Origin of the sequence: Microcoleus sp. LAD1_D5, from assembly GCF_036702115.1 — a bacterium.
GTDB lineage: Bacteria > Cyanobacteriota > Cyanobacteriia > Cyanobacteriales > Microcoleaceae > Microcoleus.
Window position 1 is genome coordinate 33,763 of the sequence record NZ_JAUBSA010000034.1, and the last position, 22,940, is coordinate 56,702.

The 22,940-nt window shown below is 45.0% G+C and carries 12 protein-coding genes; 6 read left to right on the forward strand and 6 right to left on the reverse strand.

From position 1 onward, the window contains the following. Positions 1-12 precede the first annotated feature (12 nt). From QUA70_RS15945 to QUA70_RS15955, 3 genes are all read right to left on the reverse strand, one after another. The gene (locus tag QUA70_RS15945; protein WP_333331610.1) at positions 13-1,149 is read right to left on the reverse strand and encodes an adenylate/guanylate cyclase domain-containing protein; all 1,137 of its coding nucleotides are present in this window, start codon (positions 1,147-1,149) and stop codon (positions 13-15) included. A 174-nt stretch (positions 1,150-1,323) separates the two neighbouring features. Further along, the gene (locus QUA70_RS15950; protein ID WP_333348493.1) at positions 1,324-5,022 is read right to left on the reverse strand and encodes a GAF domain-containing protein; all 3,699 of its coding nucleotides are present in this window, start codon (positions 5,020-5,022) and stop codon (positions 1,324-1,326) included. A 105-nt stretch (positions 5,023-5,127) separates the two neighbouring features. Beyond that, on the reverse strand, positions 5,128-6,681 hold the full coding sequence (locus QUA70_RS15955; protein ID WP_333348491.1) for an ATP-binding protein: 1,554 nt from the start codon (positions 6,679-6,681) through the stop codon (positions 5,128-5,130). Between the two features lie 646 nt (positions 6,682-7,327). Between QUA70_RS15955 and QUA70_RS15960 the strand changes: the two genes are divergently transcribed. Together QUA70_RS15960 and QUA70_RS15965 are read left to right on the forward strand one after the other, a co-directional pair. Then, entirely contained in the window at positions 7,328-8,650 is a 1,323-nt protein-coding gene (locus tag QUA70_RS15960) for an AAA-like domain-containing protein (protein WP_333331514.1), read from the forward strand. Positions 8,651-8,765: 115 nt separating this feature from the next. After that, positions 8,766-12,338 (forward strand): AAA-like domain-containing protein, encoded by a 3,573-nt coding sequence (locus QUA70_RS15965; protein ID WP_333348489.1) that lies wholly within the window; start codon positions 8,766-8,768, stop codon positions 12,336-12,338. Between the two features lie 495 nt (positions 12,339-12,833). On the opposite strand, the gene QUA70_RS15970 is transcribed toward QUA70_RS15965, so the two are convergent. Next, positions 12,834-13,802 (reverse strand): SPFH domain-containing protein, encoded by a 969-nt coding sequence (locus QUA70_RS15970; protein ID WP_333331508.1) that lies wholly within the window; start codon positions 13,800-13,802, stop codon positions 12,834-12,836. 102 nt (positions 13,803-13,904) lie between these two features. Then, positions 13,905-14,336 (reverse strand): NfeD family protein, encoded by a 432-nt coding sequence (locus QUA70_RS15975; RefSeq protein ID WP_333331505.1) that lies wholly within the window; start codon positions 14,334-14,336, stop codon positions 13,905-13,907. A 334-nt stretch (positions 14,337-14,670) separates the two neighbouring features. On the opposite strand from QUA70_RS15975, the gene QUA70_RS15980 reads away from it, so the two are divergent. The 4 genes from QUA70_RS15980 to QUA70_RS15995 all read left to right on the forward strand — a co-directional run bounded on the left by QUA70_RS15980 (position 14,671) and on the right by QUA70_RS15995 (position 20,265). Continuing rightward, positions 14,671-16,797: a protein phosphatase 2C domain-containing protein gene (locus tag QUA70_RS15980; RefSeq protein WP_333348487.1), complete on the forward strand. Its 2,127-nt coding sequence runs from the start codon at positions 14,671-14,673 to the stop codon at positions 16,795-16,797. 765 nt (positions 16,798-17,562) lie between these two features. Then, on the forward strand, positions 17,563-19,470 hold the full coding sequence (gene dxs / locus QUA70_RS15985) for a 1-deoxy-D-xylulose-5-phosphate synthase (RefSeq protein WP_333331499.1): 1,908 nt from the start codon (positions 17,563-17,565) through the stop codon (positions 19,468-19,470). Positions 19,471-19,582: 112 nt separating this feature from the next. Continuing rightward, on the forward strand, positions 19,583-19,900 hold the full coding sequence (locus tag QUA70_RS15990; RefSeq protein WP_333331496.1) for a hypothetical protein: 318 nt from the start codon (positions 19,583-19,585) through the stop codon (positions 19,898-19,900). After that, positions 19,897-20,265, forward strand: a complete 369-nt coding sequence (locus tag QUA70_RS15995; RefSeq protein WP_333331494.1) for an aspartyl protease — start codon at positions 19,897-19,899, stop codon at positions 20,263-20,265. Before QUA70_RS15990 ends, QUA70_RS15995 begins: the two co-directional genes overlap by 4 nt. 198 nt (positions 20,266-20,463) lie before the next feature. On the opposite strand, the gene QUA70_RS16000 is transcribed toward QUA70_RS15995, so the two are convergent. Then, positions 20,464-22,881 (reverse strand): sulfotransferase, encoded by a 2,418-nt coding sequence (locus QUA70_RS16000; protein ID WP_333348486.1) that lies wholly within the window; start codon positions 22,879-22,881, stop codon positions 20,464-20,466. Positions 22,882-22,940: the final 59 nt, after the last annotated feature.

The following is a 22,940-nucleotide window of genomic DNA, read 5'->3' on the forward strand; positions in this document are numbered from 1 at the left end:
CATTAGCTTGAACTAACTTTTTTTAGCCTTTAGCCAATAGGCGATCATCTCTCCTTTACCTTTAACCGTTATCGCACCTCTTTCCTCAAATACATACCGATCTTTTAACAGCTCATAAATAGCAGTAGTAACTTGAATATACCCCGGTAATCCTTGACATTCCATCCGAGAAGCAACATTAACAGTATCTCCCCACAAGTCATAGATGAATTTTTTAGTGCCAATTACGCCAGCAACTACGGGCCCTGTACTAATGCCAATCCGAATTTGAAATGGTTCGCCTCTGTCGGTTTGAAAATCAGCGATCGCTTCCTGCATATCCAAAGCCATATTCGCGATCGCTTCTACATGATCTGCCCTCGGCACAGGCAACCCGCCCGCTACCATATAAGCATCTCCAATTGTTTTAATTTTTTCCAAACCGTGTGTTGCTGTTAATTGGTCAAACCTCGAAAAAATTTGGTTCAGTACATTTACCAATTCTAGAGGTAACATTCTAGCAGCAATAGACGTAAAATCGACAATATCGGCAAAAAGAACTGTTGCTGAATCAAACCTCTGGGCAGGAGAACCCTCGCCCTTTTTCAAATTTTCAACAATCGCTGCTGGTAAAATATTCAGCAATAAATCATCCGACTTTGTTTGAGCAAGCCGTAAAGCTACCTCCACCCCCTGCCGATCTTTAATTTCGTTTTGCAAACGTTCGACAAGTTCTTTGAATTGCTTCGTTTGCTCTTGAAGTAACTGTTGTTGACTTTGAATTGTTAACTGATTTGCCACTCGTGCCAATACTTCTTTAGCGTGAAAAGGTTTAGTAATATAGTCAACTCCTCCCACATCAAAAGCTTTCACCTTATCTAAAACGTCATCTAAGGCGCTTAAGAAAATCACGGGAATGGAACTGGTTTTTGGTGAAGCTTTCAACTTTGCACATACCTCATATCCATTCATGTCTGGCATCATCACGTCCAGCAAAATTAGAGTTGGCGGAAACTCCAGCACTGTCGCGATCGCCCTTTGCCCGTTCAGCGCTTTACGAACCTGATACCCTTGTTCGGTCAAGATTGTAGATAAAAGCCGCACGTTATCGGGCTTATCATCAACTACTAAAATGTTGGCTTGAATCGTAGGATATTGATTGCTGTCCATGCGAGGGTTCACGGTTGTTTTTTAAGCTCAAAGATCTTAACACTTAATAATTCGCTATCCACCAAAAGGAAACAGTATAAATTTTAATTTTTCTCTTATAAAGAGAGGGCAAGGAGAAGGGGTGGGGGCTTAATGTTAGGTCTTTTTTAAATAGGAGATGCTCCTAAGTTGAGATTAGTTGGAAACTGGTATTCTCACCGTGGTAACTGCGGATTGCGCTAGCTCTATAATATCGTCAAACAGGAAATCCTCCACTAAAGTAGTTAAAACTTGTGCGGCTACAGCAAATTCTCTAGGCATTTCCTCAATCAACTTGACAATTTTATCGTCGCAACATTCATGAGCAGCATGAGATATCTTTTCTACCCACTCAAGAGGCATTTGACCGAGTTGTGACTCGACAGATTGATTGCTAGTTCCTCCGCTAATTTCGCTTTCATTTTCTAGTAGTGCATCACCCGATTCCTCGTAAATGTAACGCACTCCTAAAAGTTCTTCCATTTTCGCAAATAATATCTTGGCCTCGAAGGGTTTACGCATGAAATCATCGCATCCTGCTCCTAAAATAGTTTGTCGTTCCTCTTCAAAAACGCTAGCAGTAAGAGCAACTATTACAGTTGGTTTTCCGAGAGGATGAGCTTTAATTTTTCTGGTGGCTTCATAGCCATCCATGACAGGCATCTGCATATCCATCCAGATCAGGTGCGGTTGCCAATCCTCCCATACAGCAATAGCTTCTTGACCATCTCTAGCTTCTCGCACGAGGATGCCTAGTGGTGACAATAATCTGTCTATGACTAGGCAGTTATCGGCGCGATCGTCAACAACCAAAATCCGGTATTCGGGTTGATTCGGTGCTAAACCAATTACTTTTTTCTGCGGTTTAAGAATTTTAATCTCGGTGGGAGTGGCAAGGTTGATTTGAATATCAAATGCAAACTTACTTCCCAACTGAGGTGTACTGCTGACAGTAATATTTCCTCCCATCATTTGTACAAATTTGCGGCTAATTGGTAAACCTAACCCAGTCCCCTGTTGAGATTTTTGACCTGTTTTTGTTTGCTCAAAGGGTTCAAATAACTTATTCATCTCTTCTGCAGCAATGCCAAGGCCAGTATCTTCAATTTCAAACTGAATGCGTAACAATTCCGGGGGAAGGTGATTCGCGTCTACACAATCACAGTCCGCCAAGCTTTCGGACTGATTAAAACCAGTGTACCATCCGGGTTTTTTTTGTATAGCGGTGGTTTCAACCGCTAAGCTTTCGGAATGTTCACAACCCGCGCCGACAAGTTGTATTGGTGTGTCCGAAAACTCTGCGGTTTCAGCCCCCAAACTTTCTCCTACCTTCTTTTTAACTCGCAAAGTAACGCTACCCCTCTCTGTAAACTTGATCGCATTTCCTACAAGATTAATCAAAATTTGCCGCAATTTACCTTCATCTCCAGTAACAAAGTGTGGTACGCCGTCACCCACTTCCAAATTTAGCTGCAATTTCTTAGATTTAGCTTTTAATCGAAACATTTCTTCTAAGGTTTTTAGCAAGCGCATTAAATTAAAACTGCTTTCATTAAGCTGACTTCGGCCGGCTTCAATTTTGGACATTTCCAAAATGTCATTAATCAGGGCAAGCAAGTGTTCACCAGCGCGATTAATAATTTCTAGGTGCTGTTGGTGTTGATTGTTGAGAGATGAATCGCGCACCATCACCTGACTAAATCCGAGAATGGCATTCAGGGGAGTCCGCAGTTCGTGGCTCATAGAAGAAAGGAATTCGCTCTTGGCGCGGTTAGCTGTATCAGCAGCTACGACAGCTTTTTGTAATGCTGTTTCTGCTAATTTGCGATCGGCAATTTCTGTTTTGGCTTGTTCAAAAAGCGTGCATTGCTGGATGGCAATTGCTAGCTGCACGGAAATTTGCTTGAGAGATTCTATCTCAGAAGAGTTCCAATGCCTTTGACTGCGGCAGTGATGAGCAATGAGTAGCCCCCATAATTTTTCACCTTGCAAAATGGGAACCACGAGGTTAGCTTTAATTTCAAACTGGCTCAGTAAATTAACGTGGCACTCTGAAATACCTGCCGTATAAATATTGTCGATCGCGCGCAGGTGTCCCTGCTCGTAAACCGAGACGTAGCCTTCTCGAAAACAAGGGTCATTAATGTCAATTCCCAAAATCGGCATCGTACCCACGGCTACAGACTCGACGGCTATAAATCCACTCCAATCTGGGTTAAAGCGGTAAATAACTGTTCTATCAGTTGACAAAAACTGCCGGATTTCTTCAACAGCCATTGTCAGCACTTCTTCTAAGTTAAGAGAGGAACGAATTCGCTCTTGAATGGAATTCACCAGCCGCTCCCTTTTTACTTGTTGCTGCAAAGCTGCTTCCGCCTGTTTGCGAGGAGTAATATCTACTCCATAACCAACGCACTCCACAGGTAGGCCAGCAGCATCTTTGACTAACTTAACCTCGTCATATATCCACCGATAACTACCGTCTTTGTGCCGTTCGCGGTATTCGTAGGAAATCGATTCTTTTTCCAAAATTCGCCCGTATGAAGTAGCAACAATCTCTCTATCGTCTGGGTGAATGAGGCTATGCCAATCAAGGGAACCATCAATAAATTCTCTGGCTTCGTAACCAATCATTGAAACAACATTATCGCTGACAAATGTTACGTCATAATTTCCCCCTACTTTGCAGCTAAAAATCACCGCCGGAGTAGTCGCCAGCAAATATTGCAAGCGTTCGGTGACAGAACGCAAGTTTAACTCAGCTTGCTTGCGATCGCGAGCTTCCATTGCTAAAGCTGCGATCTGCGCCACATAGCTAGCGAAGCTTTGTTCGTCGAGCGTCCAATTCCTGGTCGTTCCCTGATGTTCTAAACAAATTACACCCGCAATTTGCCCTTTATGTGTAATAGGAACATCTAGCATGGACGAGATGTTTAAAGGCTTCAAATAAGATTCGCTAAATTCTCGGGTGCGGGGATCTGTTTGGGCATCAACCGCTGCGATCGCCTGTTCTGTATTCAAAGCTTGAAAATAGCTAGGATAGTCAGCAAGTTTCAGTTCTGCACCGGCGCTGTGTTGATTGGGAGTCAGTTCGTAAATATCCGCACAGGACATGGCGGATTTATCTTCCTGATAAAACCAAATACTTGCCCGATCGACATTCAGAGTACGGGTTGCCATTTGTGTAATCTCTCTCAACGCCTCGCCGATATTTCCCTCGTATATACTAGAATTTTTTGCTAATTCGAGTAAACCATTTTGTTGTTCGGTTAACCTAGTTTCTCGTTCGCGTAAAGCCGATTCAGCAGCTATTCTTTCTCGAATTTCTGCTTCTAAATAACCGTTTATTTCTCTCAACTCTGCGGTGCGTTCTTGAATTTTAATTTCTAAGTCATCATAAGCACAGCGCAAAGCTAATTCTGCATCTTGACGCACGGCGATTTCACACTGCAACTTGCTATTAATTGCCTCTAATTCTTGGGGGGTTTTCAAAGATAAAAACTGTGGCAATAGTGTTACCATTTGTCCAGCAGTGTAGCAGGAAACCAGTGCAGTAATTCCTTTTTCAATCCCCGACAGCCAATAAGCGGAATGCCACAGCGTCCAAATGTCTATCAAGTGACCAGTGCCGCAGAGAATAATAAATGCACCAAATAAAGCAAATATTCCTAAAAAAGGAACGTCGCGCCGCTTGAAAACAAAATAAATTAGCATCGCCGGAATTGAATAGTAGGCGATCGCGATTAAAAAATCCCCAGTTACGTGCAGCCACACTAAAGGCGTTTGCCACAGATAGCAGTGACCGTGAGGCATATACTCAGTTGGAGAAAAGATACTTTTGACTAATTGCCACATAATATTTGCTAGTTGCCGATAATAGGGATTTGATGATGCCTAAGTTAGGCGAAAAATAAAAGAAACCGAAAGTGGTAGCTGGATTCCGCATTATTTATTAACGCCTCAGCCCAGCTTGTTCATAACAGCTTGCTTTTGCACTAGGTGGCGATCGCAACTGTGCGATCGCAAAGGAATTTCAATGATAAACTCAGTACCTCTGCCCACCTCGGAAGTGCAGCGCAAATAACCTTGATGGGTTTGAATAATCTGATAAGAAATCGCCAAACCTAGCCCAGTACCATAACCGATAGGTTTGGTCGTATAAAATGGATCGTAAATTTTAGCGATCGTCTCAGGATCTATGCCAGTGCCATTATCAGCAATGTGAATCTGCACCCACTTGCCATCAACTAAAAGCGTGCGGATGCGAATTTTTAGCAGTTGGCAATGGGGGTTTGGTAAGTGATCATCAAAATTATTGTCCCAATAGGCATTGGTCGAAACTCCCTGCGCCGCCATCTGTTCTAAAGCATCAATAGCATTAGAAAAAATGTTCATAAATACTTGGTTAAGCTGTCCAGCATAGCATTCCAATTCTGGCAAATCTCCATACTCTTTAATCACTTGGATAGGCGGACGGTTTGGTTGTTCTTTCAAGCGGTGCTGCAAAATCATTAAAGTGCTATCGAGTCCTTCATGGATATTTACCTTTTTCATCTCGGCTTCGTCTAACCGGGAGAAACTTCGTAAAGATTTAACAATCTCTCTAATTCGCTCTGAGCCAATTTTGATCGAAGCAAAAAGTTTTTGCAGGTCTTTTAAAATAAAATCGAGTTCGATAGTGTGAATCTTGTCGGCAATTTCCGGCGCAGGAGTGGGGTAATAAACTTGATAAACCTTAATCAATTCCACAATCTCTTTAATGTATTCTTCAGCCGGAATCAGATTGCCATAAATGAAATTGACAGGGTTATTGATTTCGTGAGCAACACCAGCTACCATTTGCCCCAAAGAGGACATTTTTTCATTTTGTACGAGTTGAGCTTGGGCGCTTTTAAGTTGTTGCAGAGTGTTCTCTAATTGCTGAGTTTGCTCTAGGAGTTTAGCTTCCGAGTGCCGCAATGAATTTTCAGCCAAGGAGCGATCGCGATTTTCCTGTTGCAAAAGTTCATTGGTTAATTCTAAAGCGAGCGTCCTATCCATCACCCGTTTTTCCAATTCTAGCATTAATTTCGAGAGTGCTTCTTGAGCTTGTTTGCGATCGCCAATCTCATTTTGTAAAGCCAAATTTGCCGCCGCCAATTGATCGGGACTGGGGATAGCCAAGATTTTTGGGATTAGTTCCACCAGCACTGCTGCGGTAGATAGCGAAATCAGCGCTGTAATCCCTTTAAGAAAACCAGAGAACCAATAATTAGGATGCCACAGCGTCCATATTTCCATAATATGGGTAATACCGCAGCAAATAATAAAAGAGCCAAACAGCATGAAAACCCAGTCAAAAGGCAGGTCTTGCCGCTTTTTGACAATATAAATCAGCGTGAGCGGTATCAAAAAATAAGCGACGGCTATCAAACCATCGGACAAAATGTGTAGCCCCACTAATCCCGGCTTCCACAAGTAACAATGACCGTGAGGAATAAAATAATTGGGAAACATTTTATGAACCATTTGCATCAAATCAACTCGGTTATTGGCTAATAATTAAAAAAAATCGCAAAAAATCCCAAAACCTGCTGTCACAAAAAGAAGAATTAGGCTTTTGGACTTAACACTTGTGAGGAGTAGATGCAGCGATATGAAAGTACATTTTATTAAATTAACATCACTTGAGTAAATTTTAGCAAGGTCAAGTGTCACATTTTTAATTGTGGCTTCATGAGCAACTGTGACACCTGCCTGACATTTTGGCTAACGAGGGCAAAAAAGTGAACGCAGCTACCTGAAACTTAGTCTCACCAACACACCTTGAAACTGGGTTATAAGACTCCGTGACCAGGGAGGCAACGGCGCAAGCACAAGATTTAACCGATGTCACGGATTTAACTTAACGAAGAGAACCCTTCTCAAAAACCTGTAGAGGTGGGTTCACTCTTGTAGCCTTGAAGAGTGCAGACAACTTAAATACACCCACCCCCACCCCGCCAGGGGACTCTTTATTGACAATGGTACTCTGGGCGCGAGATTTAACGGATTTGAGCAGTTATTCCCTGAGAAATGTCGCGACAGTATCGTGTCGCAATCCAATAGGCGATCGCATTAGGCTTTACAGTCAATCATAAGTGATAATATCAACGATATACTTATATGGTAATTGCCAGTTATGACGATAGATGAGGTACTACAGCTAACTCGTGTCCGATCGCAAAAAGATTTATATCCCGTACAAGAAATCATACTCCGCCAAGTTTGGGAAGGAAAGACTTATACAAGCATCGCATCTACCTCTAATTACGGAGAGCATTACCTGAGAAACATCGCCTCGTCCTTGTGGCAATCTCTCTCTCAAATCTTACACACATCTATTAGCAAATCAAATTTTCGCTCTTGTTTAGAATCACGTTCCCTGACGGCAGATGAACGAGCATTAATAGAAGAATTCACCCGCAGCCAATGCCTAGCAACACCTTTAGAATTTCCCGGTTCTCCCGTGCCCCTCGATTCGCCATTCTATATCCATCACCCGCTAATTGAAGAACTCGCCTATCGAGAGATTACTAAACCCGGAAGTGTTCTGCGGATAAAAGCTCCCAGGAAGATGGGAAAAAGTTCCCTTCTGCTACGGATTTTAGAGCGCGCGACTTCTCTTGACTATCGAACTGTAAGTTTAGATTTTCAGCAAGCTGAGGAAGCTGTTTTAGACAACCTCGATAAATTTTTACGGTGGTTTTGTGCCAACATCAGCCGTCACCTAGAATTGCCACCTCTATTAGATGATTATTGGGATGAAGACATGGGTAGCAAAGTAAGCTGTGCTATCTATTTACAACAATATATTTTAGACAAAATAAATAATCCTCTAGTCTTAGCTTTAAATGAAGTCAATAGAATTTTTGAGTATCCAAAAATTGCCAGAGAATTTTTGCCGCTGCTACGAAGCTGGCATGAAGAAGCAAAGCGCATTGAAATGGTGGGAAAACTGCGGTTAATCGTTCTTCACTCCACAGAAATTTATATTCCTTTAAAGCTCACTGAATCGCCTTTTAATGTCGGTTTACCGCTGCAATTGCCCTATTTTACAGAAGAGCAGATACTTGCTTTAGCCCAGCGTCACGGACTGGATTGGACAGAGGGTTCCGATGCCGATCGACTGATGGCCATGGTAGGGGGACATCCTTATCTAGTGCGGCTAGCTCTTTACCACCTCTGTCAAAACAGTTTAACGCTCGATCAGCTACTACAAGAAGCTCCCACCATAGCCGGAATTTATAAAGATTATTTGCGGAGTTTTTGGGTGACATTGCAAGAGTATCCCGAACTTGCGGTTGCACTTAAACAAGTGGTAAAATCGGAACGCGGGGTGGAATTAGATCCGATAGTAGCTTCTAAATTAGTTAGTATGGGGCTGATTCATATCGATAATAACCGCTGTACGCTGAGCTGCGAGTTGTACCGCATGTATTTTGGTTCGCCCAACTTTATTTAGATCGAGGTTTGAGAGTTTATTTGCGTAATTTATATGAGAATGAAGCGATCGCACCACATCCTCACCTCTCACTAAACTCAATAGATACTCACATTTAAACCAACCCAGAAACGGCATGACCCAGGTTACATACCAAATTGGAGGCAGTCTCGCTAGTGATGCACCTACCTATGTTGAACGACACGCAGATATCGAACTTTATCAAGCCTTAAAACGAGGCGAGTTTTGCTACGTCCTCAACTCCCGACAAATGGGCAAATCTTCCCTTCTCGTTCGCACCCTGCACCGACTGCAAGCAGAAGGATTTCTATGCAGTACCATTGACATGACGCGCGTCGGTAGCGAAAACATTACTCCTTTACAGTGGTACAAAGGAATCATTGGGGATTTGTGGCGTAGCTTTAATTTATTAGGACAAGTTAATTTAAAAACCTGGTGGAAAGAACAAGAAGAAGTCTCTCTCCTGCAAAGATTGAGTCAGTTTATTGAAGATATTTTATTAGCCAGATTTCCGGAGGAGCGAATTTTTATATTTGTTGATGAAATTGATAGTATTTTAAGCTTAGATTTTCCTGTAGATGACTTTTTTGCCTTAATTCGTTATTGCTACAACCAACGAGCCATCAATCCCTCATACAATCGGATTACCTTCGCGATTTTCGGAGTAGCTACACCAAGCGATTTAATCGCCGATAAAAATCGGACACCTTTTAATATCGGACAATCGATCGATTTGTCAGGATTTAGCTTAGAAGAAGCGCAACCATTAGCGAAAGGGGTAGAAAATGTCATAGCCAATCCGCAAGAAGTTCTCAAAGAAATCTTAGTTTGGACGGGAGGACAGCCATTTTTAACCCAAAAAATATGTGAATTAGTAGTAAAAAAGGCGGGGTCAGCCCACAGCGGTGATTTAAAAATACCACCCGGAACAGAGGAATTTTTTGTCGAATCGGTGGTGCGATCGCACATCGTCAATAACTGGGAATCTCAAGATGAGCCAGAGCATCTGAAAACGATACGCGATCGCATCTTGCGAAACGAACAACGCGCCGGAAGATGGCTCGGCATTTACCAGCAAATCTTACAAAGCGTAGGGGCGATGCCCCCGTACCCGCCCGTCCCAACAGATGACAGCCCAGATCAAATCGAACTATTGCTATCGGGTTTAGTGGTAAAAAAACATGGGTATTTGCAGGTAAAAAACAGAATTTATCAAGAAGTATTTAATCTCGAATGGGTAGAAAAACACTTAGGGCAACTGCGCCCTTACTCCCAACTATTTGATGCTTGGATCGCTTCCAAACAACAAGACGAATCGCGACTGTTGCGCGGACAAGCGCTGAAAGACGCTCAATCCTGGGCGCAAGGTAAAAGTTTGAGCGATTTGGACTATCAATTTTTAGCCGCTTCTGGTGAATTAGACAAGTTGGAAATGCAGCAAGCACTGGAAGCAGAACGAGTAAAAGAAGTCGAAGCACGACTGCTAGAAGAACGCAAGCGCGTAGCTTATGAAAGAAAGACAGCACAGCGACAGCGCAAGTTTATTGCAGCGTTGAGTGGGTTGCTGATAGTGGCGATCGCATCCGCCATTTTCGCCCTCTGGCAATATCACCGCGCCCTCACCAACGAAATTCAAGCCCTCACTTCCTCATCCTCCGGGCAATTCGCCTCCCAACAGCGATTAGACGCTCTCGTGACTGCCATCAAATCAAGACGCAGGCTCGACAGTCTCCCTAATCCCCACCCTCAGTTGCAATCTCAAGTTCGGCAAGTGCTGCAACAAGCCATCTACGGCAATACAGAACTCAATCGCTTCTGGGGACATCGAGGTTGGGTACTGGCGGTTGATGCCAGCCCAGACGGTCAACTGATCGCTACAGGCAGCAACGACCAAACGGTTAAGCTTTGGAAACCCGATGGCACTCTGCTGCACACTCTCCAGCACACTGCCACCGTTCACGCCCTCAGTTTCAGTTCTGACAGCCAGCGCTTAGTGACATCTAGCTTGGACGGCAACATTTATCTGTGGAATCGGAAGGGCAAGCTGCTCAAAACCTTTCCGGGACACAGTACCGCAATTTGGGACATCGCCGTGAGTCCTGACGGTCAGCGCATTGCCTCCGCCAGTGAAGATAATACCATTGGCCTGTGGAGCATTGATGGCAAAGCGATCGCAACCCTGACAGGACATCAAAGTGGGGTTTGGGGTGTTGCCTTTAGCCCCGATGGAAACCTCCTCGCCTCTGGCAGCACAGATGGTAAAGTCAAGGTCTGGACTCTAAATGGCAAACTGGTGAGAACCCTGGAAGGACACAGCGCCGCCGTTTGGGATGTTGAGTTTGCCTTACTTGCAGACAATGGCGGCATCAAACGTCCGGCGATCGTCTCTGCCAGCGCTGACAACACGGTGAAAGTATGGCAACCCGACGGAACGTTGCTAAAAACTCTCACAGGTCATAATGCGGAAGTGTTTGAAGTTGCCGTTAGCACAGCAGGCGATGTCATTGCTTCCGCCAGTGCCGATCGAAACATCAACCTCCAGAAGCCGGACGGAACAATCCTAAAAGTTCTCAAAGGGCATCAATCTGGAATTCGAGGCGTTGCCTTTATTCCCAAAAGTCAAATGCTTGTCTCCGCCAGCGACGACAATACCGCGCGACTCTGGAATCCAACAAACCCCTTCTCAAAAGTTCTACTCGGACACGGCGGAACTATTTGGGATGTGGATTTCAGCCCGGACGGTCAGATGTTAGCTTCAGCCAGTTCCGATCGCAGTTTCAAACTGTGGCCGCAAGACGGCACGTTGCTGAAGTCTTTTGCCGTAGGAAATAGCATTTACTCGGTTGCTTTTCTATCTGGTGGCAGCTTTGCCAACCCTGCGGGCGCACCCACCCTTGCTACCGCCAGTGACGATAAAACGATTAGATTTTGGCACTTTGACGGAACGTTGTTGAAAACAATAAAAGGACATCAGGCGGGAGTTTGGGATGTCTCCGCCAGTCCAGACGGTCAGCTACTCGCTTCTGCGGGCGACGATAAAACCGTGAAACTGTGGAAGCCCGATGGCACTTTGCTGAAAACTTTCAGAGGACATCGGGCTAGGGTTTACGATGTGGATTTTACCCCCGACGGACAGAGGCTGGTTTCCGCCAGTGAGGATGGCACAGCTCGGTTGTGGAGTCTTGACGGTAGGTTTTCCAAGATTTTGAAAGGTCATAGTAGTGGAGTTTGGGAAGTTGCCATCAGTCCAGACGGTCGCACTTTGGCAACTGCGAGCATGGATGACACGATTAAACTCTGGACGATCGATGGCACGTTGCTCAAAACCCTTAAGGGGAATACTAGAGGGATGATGGCAGTTGATTTCAGTCCAGACGGTCAAATGCTGGTGGCGGGAGGCGCAACTGGCGCACTCAAACTTTGGAAGACGGACGGTACAGAAATAACCGCGCTAACCGGACATGAGGGGAATGTGTGGGGGGTGGCGTTTAGCCCCGATGGCAAACAGATTGCCTCTGCGGGGGACGATCGCACAGTGATTTTGTGGGATTTGGAGCGGATTCTCCAACTAGATCCGCTGGCTTATGCCTGCGATCGCGTGTGGGATTACCTGCGAACAAATGCCGATGTGAAGGAGGAAGATAGACATTTGTGCGATCGGATAAGCTTGGATTCTACTCAACCTTAGCTAGAGCATAATCCCAAAAGAGCCAGAGGAAGAAAAGTAGTAGTTTCAGCAATTAGCCCATGTCGTCAACATATTGGCATTTGCGATCGATTGCAGTCTTAAACAGGAGCGATCGAACAAGAGAAAAAAATGCTAAACCAAGTTTAACCCCACATTCCGCACTTCTTAACATAGTCAAAAATATGTTGACGAGAAAACGTCATCCTAGGAATTTAATCGCCAACATATTCTCTATAATTAATGACTCTTGATAACAAATAAACACTCCTTAATAATAACTCATATTTCTACATATCAGCGGAATACTTGTAGACAAAAAATTACAGCCATTTCTTACCAAAAAATCCCCAATTAATGTTAAGACCTGCGGAAGATGGGTAATAATGTGGTGTGTGATGAGACCATCATTTTTGCTATTCATGCTAACTCTGTATGAGGAGTTTCATCCCTCCTACAGAGTTATCAGTCTCTTTCAATTGCCTATTCTAGCTAAGACTATTTTTTAACCTCATTATTATTACCTTCCCCAACGATCGATCGCATTCCTTCTAGCGTAGCGGGAATGCTGCGCGGATCCATAAACATCACCTTGCTGCTGTCGCTGGTGCCAATTTTTAGACCCATATCCAGATAGTTTTGAGCTAACAAAAATTGTAAAGCTTCCCGGGCAGTGGGGTCATTTTGCAGAGTTTTGCCGATAATTTGCAAGGCCTCAGAAGTAGCTTGAGCTTTCAAAACCTGACTTTGGCGTTCTGCTTGAGCTTTCAGGACGATCGCCTTTTGTTGAGCTTCTGCTTCCAAAATAGTCGCTTTTTGGCGGGCTTCTGCATCCAGAACTTGCGCTTCTGCTTTACCTTTGGCGCTGTTAACTGCTGACTCGCGTTCTCCCTCTGATGTCAGAATTGCCGCCCGCTTCCGTCGATCGGCTGCCATCTGCAATTCCATCGATTCCTGTACAGTTTTAGAAGGGATAATATCCCGCAATTCTACCCGCGTTACTTTAACTCCCCAAGGATCGGTAACAACGTCTAAATCTCTGAGCAAAATTTCATTAATTTGAGAACGGGCAGTAAAAGTTTGTTCGAGATCCAGTTGACCCATTTCGGCGCGAATTTGGGTCAGCACCATATTTACCATTGCTGACTGAAGATTTTCTACTTTGTAACAGGCTTTTTCCAAGTCCACAATCCGCCAGTAAACCACAGCATCAACGGTGAAGGAAACGTTATCCCGCGTGATACAAGCTTGCGGAGGAATATCTAAGACTTTTTCCCGAATTGTTTGCTCGTACACGACGCGATCGAGAAACGGCGTGACAAAATTCAAACCGGGTTCCAGTTTCTTGCCGCTGTATTTACCTAAAGTTTCCACCAACGCTTGATTGCCCTGATTGATAATCTTGACGGAACCTGCGAGGGCTGAGCCGCCTAAAGCCAAAAATACGAGTAAAAAGTATTGTTCCATGGTCGCCTCCTATAAATGTTGACTGTTGACTGTTGAGTGTTAAATGTTGACTAATGACTGATGACTAACTACTAATTGCCTGTGATTAATTACGCATTTTGTTTAAGAATGCAAGAGATTTTCGGGCAAAACTATCAGAGTAGTGCCTTTGCGTCCGACGACAATTACGTTTTGGTTGGGGGGGATAGTGGTCTTCGTGTCTTCGCAGCGAGCTTGCCAAGAATTCCCCTCATAAATCACTCGGCCGGCTTCTCCGGGGGGAATTTCTGTTAAAGTTTTTGCTTCCTGAGAATCTGCGATCGCCCTGGCGTTGCCTTTAGGTATCAACCGCCGAGACAGCAGCACAAAAACAGTCGAAAATACCATCCACAGGAATATTTGTAAATTAACGTAAGGTAGAACTAGAGAGCATCCAGCTACGGCGAAGGCGCTCAGTCCCATCATAAAAGCGACAAAAGCAGTCGGGAGAAATAGCTCTGCCAAACACAGCAAAGACCCAGCTAGCAGCCAAAGGAGCGTCGGAGTCCAGATCATAAAAAGAATAGGTGATACTATTTAGATCTTAGATTGGAAATTTAAGATTTAAGAAATGCAAACAACTGACTCTGCAAGGATTTGCGACTTGCTGGCCCTCAGAGCGATTTTTCGCGCCACGGTATCAGGTTGAGGCTTCTACCGTACTCCAAGTCAGAGTTTAGTAACTTAAATTACAATTTAAGCCGGTGCAGACTGGCAGAAACTACAATTTCTAGGGGCCCAAAGGCAGTTAAGAAATTGGTAGGGGCTAAAATCAGTTTATTCTCAAGCTCATAAATTTGGGCTTGCGAATCCTATATCTTCAGAATGTTTTTACACAAACTATTTCGATATGATCAGCAGTTTCTCCGAACCCATTTATTGCCCGAATCTTAGCTGTCCCGATCCACGCAATACCTTTGGCCGCCAGCACTGTGCAGCGTGCGAAACGGATTTAATTTATCGCTATGTGTGGGTGGTGGGACAAGCAGCCGAGGAAGTGCCGACGGGTAAGGTAATAGCCGATCGATACTTTGTCATTGCACCCCAAATCTGGCTCGACAGCCGTCCAGCTCTGCCTCCGAGCGTCCCGGAACAACTGCCGGATACCATTATGCCTTACCTGCATTTGTATCCCCAACGGCTGCATACGCCGGAAGTATACGGTTTTTGTTCGCTTGGGGAAGCACCGGAAGCGACAGAGGTGCTGTTGTTGGAAAATGTGCCCATCAATAATTTCGGTCGCCTGTATCCTTCTATTTTAGAATCTTGGTCTGGGACAACCGCCGCGCGCCAAGTTTACTGGCTGTGGCAAATGCTCCAACTGTGGGCACCGCTGTCGGAACAGGGAGTCGCTTCGAGTTTGCTGGTACCGGAAAATTTGCGGGTGGAAGGTTGGCGGGTACGCCTGCTGGAACTACACCGGGGCAATTTTGTACCGACGCTGCGGGATTTGGGAGATGTGTGGTCAGGTTTGGTGGAATCAGCGCAACCCGAGGTGCAGTCGAAACTCGGAGAGATTTGTCAGTTTATGCGCCGCAGCAGCATGAATTTCGACGCGATCGCCCTGGAACTCAACGATTTACTATTAGAACAAGCCGCTCAATTGCCTCTGCACTTAGAAGTAGTCGGCATGACTGATACCGGGCCGCAGCGCTCCCAAAATGAAGACAGTTGCTATCCGACTGCTGCTGATTTTCAATCTAGCAAAACTTCTGGGGGCGAGAAACTAATTCCTTACTTGACAATGGTTTGCGACGGGGTTGGAGGCCACGAAGGAGGAGAAGTTGCCAGTCAATTAGCCGTGCAGTCCCTGAAAGCTTTAATCCAAAATTTGCTCGCAGAAATCGCTCAACAAGAAGAGTTGATGACGCCAACAATGGTCATCAAGCAACTCGAAGAAATAGTCAGAGTTGTGAATAACGTGATTTCCGCTCAAAATAATGAGCAGGGAAAAGAGTTGCGCCAGCGGATGGGGACGACTTTGGTGATGGCCCTCCAGTTGCCTCAAAAAGTGAAAATTTCCGAGGATTTGCCCTCAAATAACAGTCACGAACTTTATTTAGTCAATGTTGGAGACAGCCGCGCTTATTGGATTGGCAAAAATTACTGTCAGCGGCTGACTGTGGACGACGACGTAGCGTCAAGGGAAGTCCAGCTAGGACACTGTTTATACTGGGAAACTCAACTGCGATCCGATGCAGGAGCCCTGACTCAAGCTTTGGGCACGCGGGACGGCGATTTCCTGCGCCCGACGATTCAGCGATTTATTGTCGAAGAGGAAGGCTTACTGCTGCTGTGTTCCGACGGTTTGAGCGACAACGACTGGGTAGAGCAATCTTGGGAGAATTACGGCCCAGAGGTGCTTGAGGGCAAAATGTCTTTGGAAGCCGCAGTTCAGTCTTGGATTCGTCTCGCCAACGAGAAAAACGGTTATGACAACACCTCGGTGGTGGCGACTCACTGTCGGATGTCGCCGGAGAGATTGGTACTGTTTGATCCGGCGGTGGCGTCAGCGCCAGTGTCAGCCTCGGTGTCGCTGCCACCTTCCCTCGCGGCATCCCTCCAGAAGTCCGGGAGGATTCCAGAATCTCAGCTTTCAGAATCGTCCAAACAGTTGTTGTACCCCGAAACTTCCCCCGCCCCGGAACCCGTTCAAAAACGGCAGTCCAAGCTTCCGCTGCCCCTACTGGGGGTGTTGGGGCTGATATTAGCCGGCGGTGGTTTAGGTTTGTGGGTGCAAAGCCTCCAAAGCCGCCAGCCAGATCCCGAACAACTTCCGCCACCGCCGGAAATTCCCGCTCCGAGTCCTTCGGAAATTCCCTCGCCCGGGGCCGAGAGTCTCTCGCCGTCGCCCGAATCGACTCCTGCGGAAATTCCGCCGCCCGATAGCGAGAGTCTCTCGCCGTCGCCCGAATCGACTCCTGCAGAAATTGCGCCGCCCGAAGAAGCGGAAACTCCTTTGCCATCACCGGAGTAAGGGAGATTAGACCTCTTGCAAAAATCCTTTTCCTCAATTGATGGGCTGGAGAGCCCGTCCTAATTATTTTTGCAAGAGGTCTATTGAATTAAGTCGTCATAAATTAGAGGTAATTAACCCGGATTTGGTATTACATAATTTTCTCGCAGGCGTGTGAAAACTATTTGACAATTTATTGATAATGATAATCGCCTTAGTTGGGATCGTCCAACCTTTCCCCTTTTTTGTTATCATTATTAGTGAATTTTTTATCCAGTTATAGGGATTGACAAAATCTACTCATTTCTAAGTTGTTACCAATGACTTGACATAAGTTATTTTATATAAATCACTGTTGGGAGCATCTCACTTTTGCAGCACAGCTATAAATTAAAGTTTTGAGGCAGAAGGAAGGAGCCAGAAGAAGTGTTTTTACAAATATGAGATGCTCCCATCACAGTTAATAATTTTGTATCATAGTCCGCTTGCAGAAACAAGATGGCTAAAAAGTCAGCCATCACTACAAAAAGTAGTTAAAAATGCTTAAGAATCTCCATGCAGCTAACAATTAGCGATTAGGAACTAACAACATAAGCTTTTTTTATATTGACGGCGCACAATTTATTAACTATAATTACCAGACCAAAAATAACAAAAATCTTACGCCTAACAGTTTTTCTCAAATAACCGTTAAACTATTCTAACGTTTGCGCGTACCCAACCTCGCAGGCACAACCTATATCTGTTAAGGATTCGTCCTGATTCACAGGAGCAAGATTTTAAAATATGCATCTCAGCGAACTGACTCACCCAAACCAATTACACGGCCTCTCGATTCATCAACTCGAACAAATTGCCCGACAAATTCGAGAAAAGCATTTAGAAACTGTAGCCGCTAGCGGCGGCCACCTCGGCCCAGGATTGGGTGTAGTCGAACTGACCTTAGCACTCTACCAAACACTCGACCTCGATCGCGACAAAGTTACTTGGGATGTCGGCCACCAAGCTTATCCTCACAAATTGATAACCGGCCGCTACAACCAATTCCACACCCTCCGCCAAAAAGACGGCGTTGCAGGCTATCTCAAGCGCTGCGAGAGCAAATTCGACCACTTCGGTGCAGGTCACGCTTCCACAAGCATTTCCGCAGCACTAGGAATGGCAATGGCGCGCGACCTCAAGGGGGAAAACTTTAAAACTGTAGCAGTCATCGGCGACGGCGCATTGACTGGCGGCATGGCACTCGAAGCCATCAACCACGCGGGCCATATGCCGAAAACTAATTTGTTAGTTGTCCTCAACGACAACGAGATGTCAATCTCGCCCAACGTCGGCGCAATTACCCGCTATTTGAACAAGATGCGATTGTCGCCACCAGTGCAGTTTCTCAAAGATAACTTAGAGGAACAATTCAAACACATTCCCTTTGTCGGCGAAACTTTTACTCCAGAAATGGAACGCCTCAAAGAAGGGATGAAACGCTTGGCAGTCTCGAAAGTTGGAGCAGTAATTGAAGAATTGGGCTTTACTTACATGGGCCCGGTAGATGGACACAATTTGGAAGAGTTAATTACCACTTTCAAACAAGCTCATACCATTCAAGGGCCGGTGCTAGTTCACGTTGTGACGGTGAAGGGCAAAGGATATGCGATCGCCGAAAAAGACCAAGTAGGATATCACGCCCAAAATCCCTTTAACTTAGCCACGGGCAAAGGCATTCCCTCCACTAAACCCAAGCCTCCAGCTTACTCGAAAGTCTTTGCCCACGCCCTGGTCAAGCTAGCAGAAGATAATCCCAAAATAGTTGGCATTACCGCTGCAATGGCAACCGGAACAGGTCTGGATAAACTTCATGAAAAACTGCCGAAACAGTACATTGATGTCGGGATTGCCGAACAGCACGCCGTGACTTTATCCGCTGGTTTAGCCTGCGAAGGAATGCGCCCGGTTGTGGCAATTTACTCGACATTTGTGCAGCGGGGATACGACCAAATAATTCACGATGTTTGCATTCAAAACTTGCCAGTTTTCTTCTGTTTGGATCGCGCAGGCATTGTTGGGGCTGACGGGCCAACTCACCAAGGAATGTACGACATTTCCTTCTTGCGATGCCTGCCAAATATGGTAGTTATGGCACCAAAAGATGAGGCAGAATTGCAGCGGATGATAGTCACGGGAATCAACCACACAAGCGGCCCGATCACGATGCGTTACCCGCGTGGCAACGGTTACGGCGTGCCTCTGATGGAAGAAGGTTGGGAAGAATTGCCGATCGGCAAAGCCGAAATTCTCCGCAACGGCGACGATTTGCTGATATTGGGTTACGGTTCAATGGTTTATCCGGCAATGCAAACCGCCGAGATTCTGAGCGAGCACGGCATTGAAGCAACTGTGATCAATGCGCGTTTTGTCAAGCCTTTGGACACCGAATTAATCTTGCCTTTAGCACAGCGAATCGGCAAAGTTGTCACAATGGAAGAAGGCTGTTTGATGGGAGGTTTCGGTTCAGCAGTAGCCGAAGCTTTGTTGGACAATAATGTTGTGGTTCCAGTAATGCGGTTGGGTGTACCCGATACATTGGTAGATCATGCAACGCCTGAACAATCATTTGCCAGTTTGGGATTAAATCCGTCGCAAATGTGCGATCGCATCTTAGCAACATTCAGCCGCAAACAGTCTCCTGTTAGCGTGTAAATAGCTAAAATTGTAGGGTGCGCCTAGCGCACCTTACTCTTCGATATCCGATCTATGACAGTGAAAGAGCAACATGATTGAAGGAAGATTTGAGGATAAGGGAGAAAAAACAATGACTAACGTGAAACCAAATCGCATAGTACGGCGGGGAAGATTATTCCCCGAAATCCAGTGGTCAGAAGAGAAAAAAGCCCAGTGGCGTGCTGAAAGAGAAGCATTTTATCAGCGCTGCAAACCTATTTTCGATCGCCTAAAACCAGAATTGATTAAAACCCACTACAACTGGTACATGGCGGTTGAACCCGACAGCGGGGAATATTTTATCGACAAGGATGATATGCTAGTTGCAAACCTAGCCCATGAGAAATACCCGAAAGCTAAATTGCACGTTTTTCGGATCAATGAAACCGGAGTTTGTGGCACAATATGATTCAAGGAAGATTTGGTGATGAGGACGAGCTATTTTTTGAAATTGAACTGATTGCTGATAACGGCTTAGAATTACCTGTTGATGCTCTGCTTGATACAGGTTTTTCTGGCTCGTTAGCAATGGACAGTCAGGATTTAGAGGGACTTGATTGGACATATGTCAAACAAGAAAAAATGCGAACAGCTAAGGGAGAATTTAATTTCGATCTTTATGTAGGAAAAGTGCGTATTGAGTATCTAGAATTTGACATTCCCGTTCATGTGGGTGACGGAGTACCGGAAATTTTAATCGGTCGCCAGTGGCTGAAAACTCGGCGGTTAGTAGTTGATATGCCTGCGGGTGTTTTGACATTGGGAGCGAGTTAAAAGCAAGATGACTTTAAAAAGTTTTGACATAGTAATAGTAGGAGCCGGCCCAGCAGGCGGTCACTGCGCGAGAATCCTAGGCTTAGGCGGTTATTTGCAGAGAAAAATTAAGGAATTGATTAAGAAATTTCACTTGTAAGGTGCGTCCCTTGAGAGATTGTTAGTTGAGGGAAAAATCTCGCTGATAGACGCACCATACTAAGCTAATTTTAAGGCATTTTCTGCGGTGACTTGAATGCGTGGCAGCAACAACAAAGAATCTTCAAAACTGCTAAAATTCAATGTATATGATACACCAAAAGTATATCCACTCGCGCCAATTAAATGCGCTACAATTGGATCGACCTCACCGTAAGGATAGGCAAAACATTTAACAGATTTCTCTAATCCCCGTTCCAATATGGCACGGGATTTGGCCGCCTCCCGCACAATTTCTGTGGGCGACAATGCAGTCAAAGGTTGATGAGTAGCAGACATAGAACCGAATTCAATTCCTGCATCCCGCAGTTGCAAAATTTCCTGCCATCCCATTAACGGTACTTCTTCAAATTCGGCTTTTTCCCAACTATTGGTCTTTCCTATTGACTCCGCTACCAGAAAAACAGTGGCTGTAAAATCAAAGCGTTTTAGCAGAGGCAAAGCATATTGGAAAAAGTCCAGATAGCCGCCGTCAAAAGTCATCAATATAGCTTTACCGGGTAAAGGAGTTTTAGCCAGTTTTGCGCTTCGCCAATTTTCCCAACTCGCACTGTAATAACCCAGATTTTTGAGATTGTGTAACTGTTGTTCAAAAATCTGGGGAGTAACTGCGTCTAAACCGTCAGGAGAAATGCGGCGGTAGGAGAGAATCGGGAGTTTTTTTGTAACGCGATAATTGTCCAAAAGTTGAGGTTTCACCGAGTGAGAAACTTCCCGATAAGAAGATTTTGAGCCAATGATTTCCGGTGCGTAAAATACTTGCTTTGGAAACTCGTTTTCTTGGGGAATTTGCATTGTCGGTTCCCCCGCGATTGCCGCGGCTGACTCGATTTCCTGCAGCGCCGCCGCCGGGAGTGCGGCGCGACGGCTGACACTCGTCCCGATCGCACCCGATCGCCTGCCGAAAATCACCGCATTTTGGGGGTAAATGCCCCCAGCACCCGGTGCATTCAAGCAGTCGGGCAAATTAGACCTTTGTTGAGCACAAGAGGCTAAGCGCGATCGTAGCCATTGCTTGCCGTTGAGTGGTTTTCCCAGCAAAGCTTCTCGCACGGCGGCGACGCACAACTCAAAACCAATATTTCGAGTAATTGTCGATCGCAATTTTTGAGCCGAAACAACATTATTTTCCACCGCAACAGTGACAATACCGACAGCAACGCCGCCTATTTTTACCAGCACGTTTATTTCAGCAAGCTCAACTTTTATATTAGCAAATTCGTCGCTAACTTCTACAGCAATCAAATCTTTTTCGAGGGTAATTGTGGGGACTTCCTCAGCTATTTCAGGCTTGTAGAAATCCTCCAAATGCCAATGCGGACGCCCCCATAATTCTTGCAAAAATAGCGTCCAGTCATGTTTAGGATGCAATGGTTCCAGCAAAGTTTCCCACAATTTATTGCCTTTTTCGCAGCGATTGCGTTGAAAGAAGCGATCAATAATTGGCCAAGCAAACTGGGCTGCAACCGCATCCGCCAACACCGAAGCCGCAACCATGCCATCGCAAATCGGCAATTCAATAATACCGAGTTGAATTCCTTCTAGTTTGATCGTACAGCACAGGCGATCGCATATTTGCCCAGCGTAAATATCCGAAATTGGTTCGGTCACTTCCACCGTAACTTTCCAGGCCATTTCACCGTTGACTCGCTTAACTTTATCTAAAATATATCTGATTTCATTTCGAGTGAAAATTTTATGATATTTGTGAACGTTACTACTTTTGACATCTCTCTCAATTCCTTTGTGCCAAGGTAGATTTAAACTGAGATTCGCGGCTTTTTCTTGATAATTAACGAGCATTGTGCCGTCATATTCAATGCCCATAAAATGACAGATTTTTCCTAGAATTTGTGTTTTGTTATCTAAAAGCTCCTCATATTTAACTAATATATGATTGGATTTATTAATATATTTGTGGCTAGTTAACATCGCGTGTTCCCAGCGATAGATACAGTGGTTTAAATCCCAACCAGCGCCCCACAATTCGTTAAAACTCTTAGTAGCCTCATACATAGAAGCTATTGTATCCATACCATTTCGCAAAATATGTATAAATTTCGCATCCGGCAAAAAGCGCTCTATGTCATCAATAAAATATATGTGTTCCGGCGTTTTTTCCAACCAAACGCTGTTTTTTTGTTCAGCAGCCAAACCATCCAAAACTCTCACAAACCAACTAGCTTTAGCTTCCACACTTTGGCTGTCATCAAAATCTTTCAAAAGTTCAGGACGTTTAATCTCATCCTTAAAAAAAGCTTCCATTCTACCTGGCAACTTTCCAGCAAACTGATCGTACAGCAAATAGTGAAAAAACTTAGATTCTGGAAAAGAAATAACTTCGGGATGAGCGGCTAATAAGCTTTGAAGAATTGTTGTGCCGCTGCGAGGAGCTCCCACTAGAAATATTCGTTTCATTTTTATACTTTATAAGTTGTTGTGAATGAGATTTTTTTTATGAACCGCAGAGAGCGCAG

Bases quoted from the DNA above. Each gene is read 5' to 3' on its own strand.
- dxs (WP_333331499.1), top strand. From the start codon at position 17,563: ATGCATCTCAGCGAACTGACTCACCCAAACCAATTACACGGCCTCTCG.
- QUA70_RS15950 (WP_333348493.1), bottom strand. From the start codon at position 5,022: ATGTGGCAATTAGTCAAAAGTATCTTTTCTCCAACTGAGTATATGCCT.
- QUA70_RS15945 (WP_333331610.1), bottom strand. From the start codon at position 1,149: ATGGACAGCAATCAATATCCTACGATTCAAGCCAACATTTTAGTAGTT.
- QUA70_RS15960 (WP_333331514.1), top strand. From the start codon at position 7,328: ATGACGATAGATGAGGTACTACAGCTAACTCGTGTCCGATCGCAAAAA.
- QUA70_RS15970 (WP_333331508.1), bottom strand. From the start codon at position 13,802: ATGGAACAATACTTTTTACTCGTATTTTTGGCTTTAGGCGGCTCAGCC.
- QUA70_RS15965 (WP_333348489.1), top strand. From the start codon at position 8,766: ATGACCCAGGTTACATACCAAATTGGAGGCAGTCTCGCTAGTGATGCA.
- QUA70_RS16000 (WP_333348486.1), bottom strand. From the start codon at position 22,881: ATGAAACGAATATTTCTAGTGGGAGCTCCTCGCAGCGGCACAACAATT.
- QUA70_RS15955 (WP_333348491.1), bottom strand. From the start codon at position 6,681: ATGCAAATGGTTCATAAAATGTTTCCCAATTATTTTATTCCTCACGGT.
- QUA70_RS15975 (WP_333331505.1), bottom strand. From the start codon at position 14,336: ATGATCTGGACTCCGACGCTCCTTTGGCTGCTAGCTGGGTCTTTGCTG.
- QUA70_RS15990 (WP_333331496.1), top strand. From the start codon at position 19,583: ATGACTAACGTGAAACCAAATCGCATAGTACGGCGGGGAAGATTATTC.
- QUA70_RS15995 (WP_333331494.1), top strand. From the start codon at position 19,897: ATGATTCAAGGAAGATTTGGTGATGAGGACGAGCTATTTTTTGAAATT.
- QUA70_RS15980 (WP_333348487.1), top strand. From the start codon at position 14,671: ATGATCAGCAGTTTCTCCGAACCCATTTATTGCCCGAATCTTAGCTGT.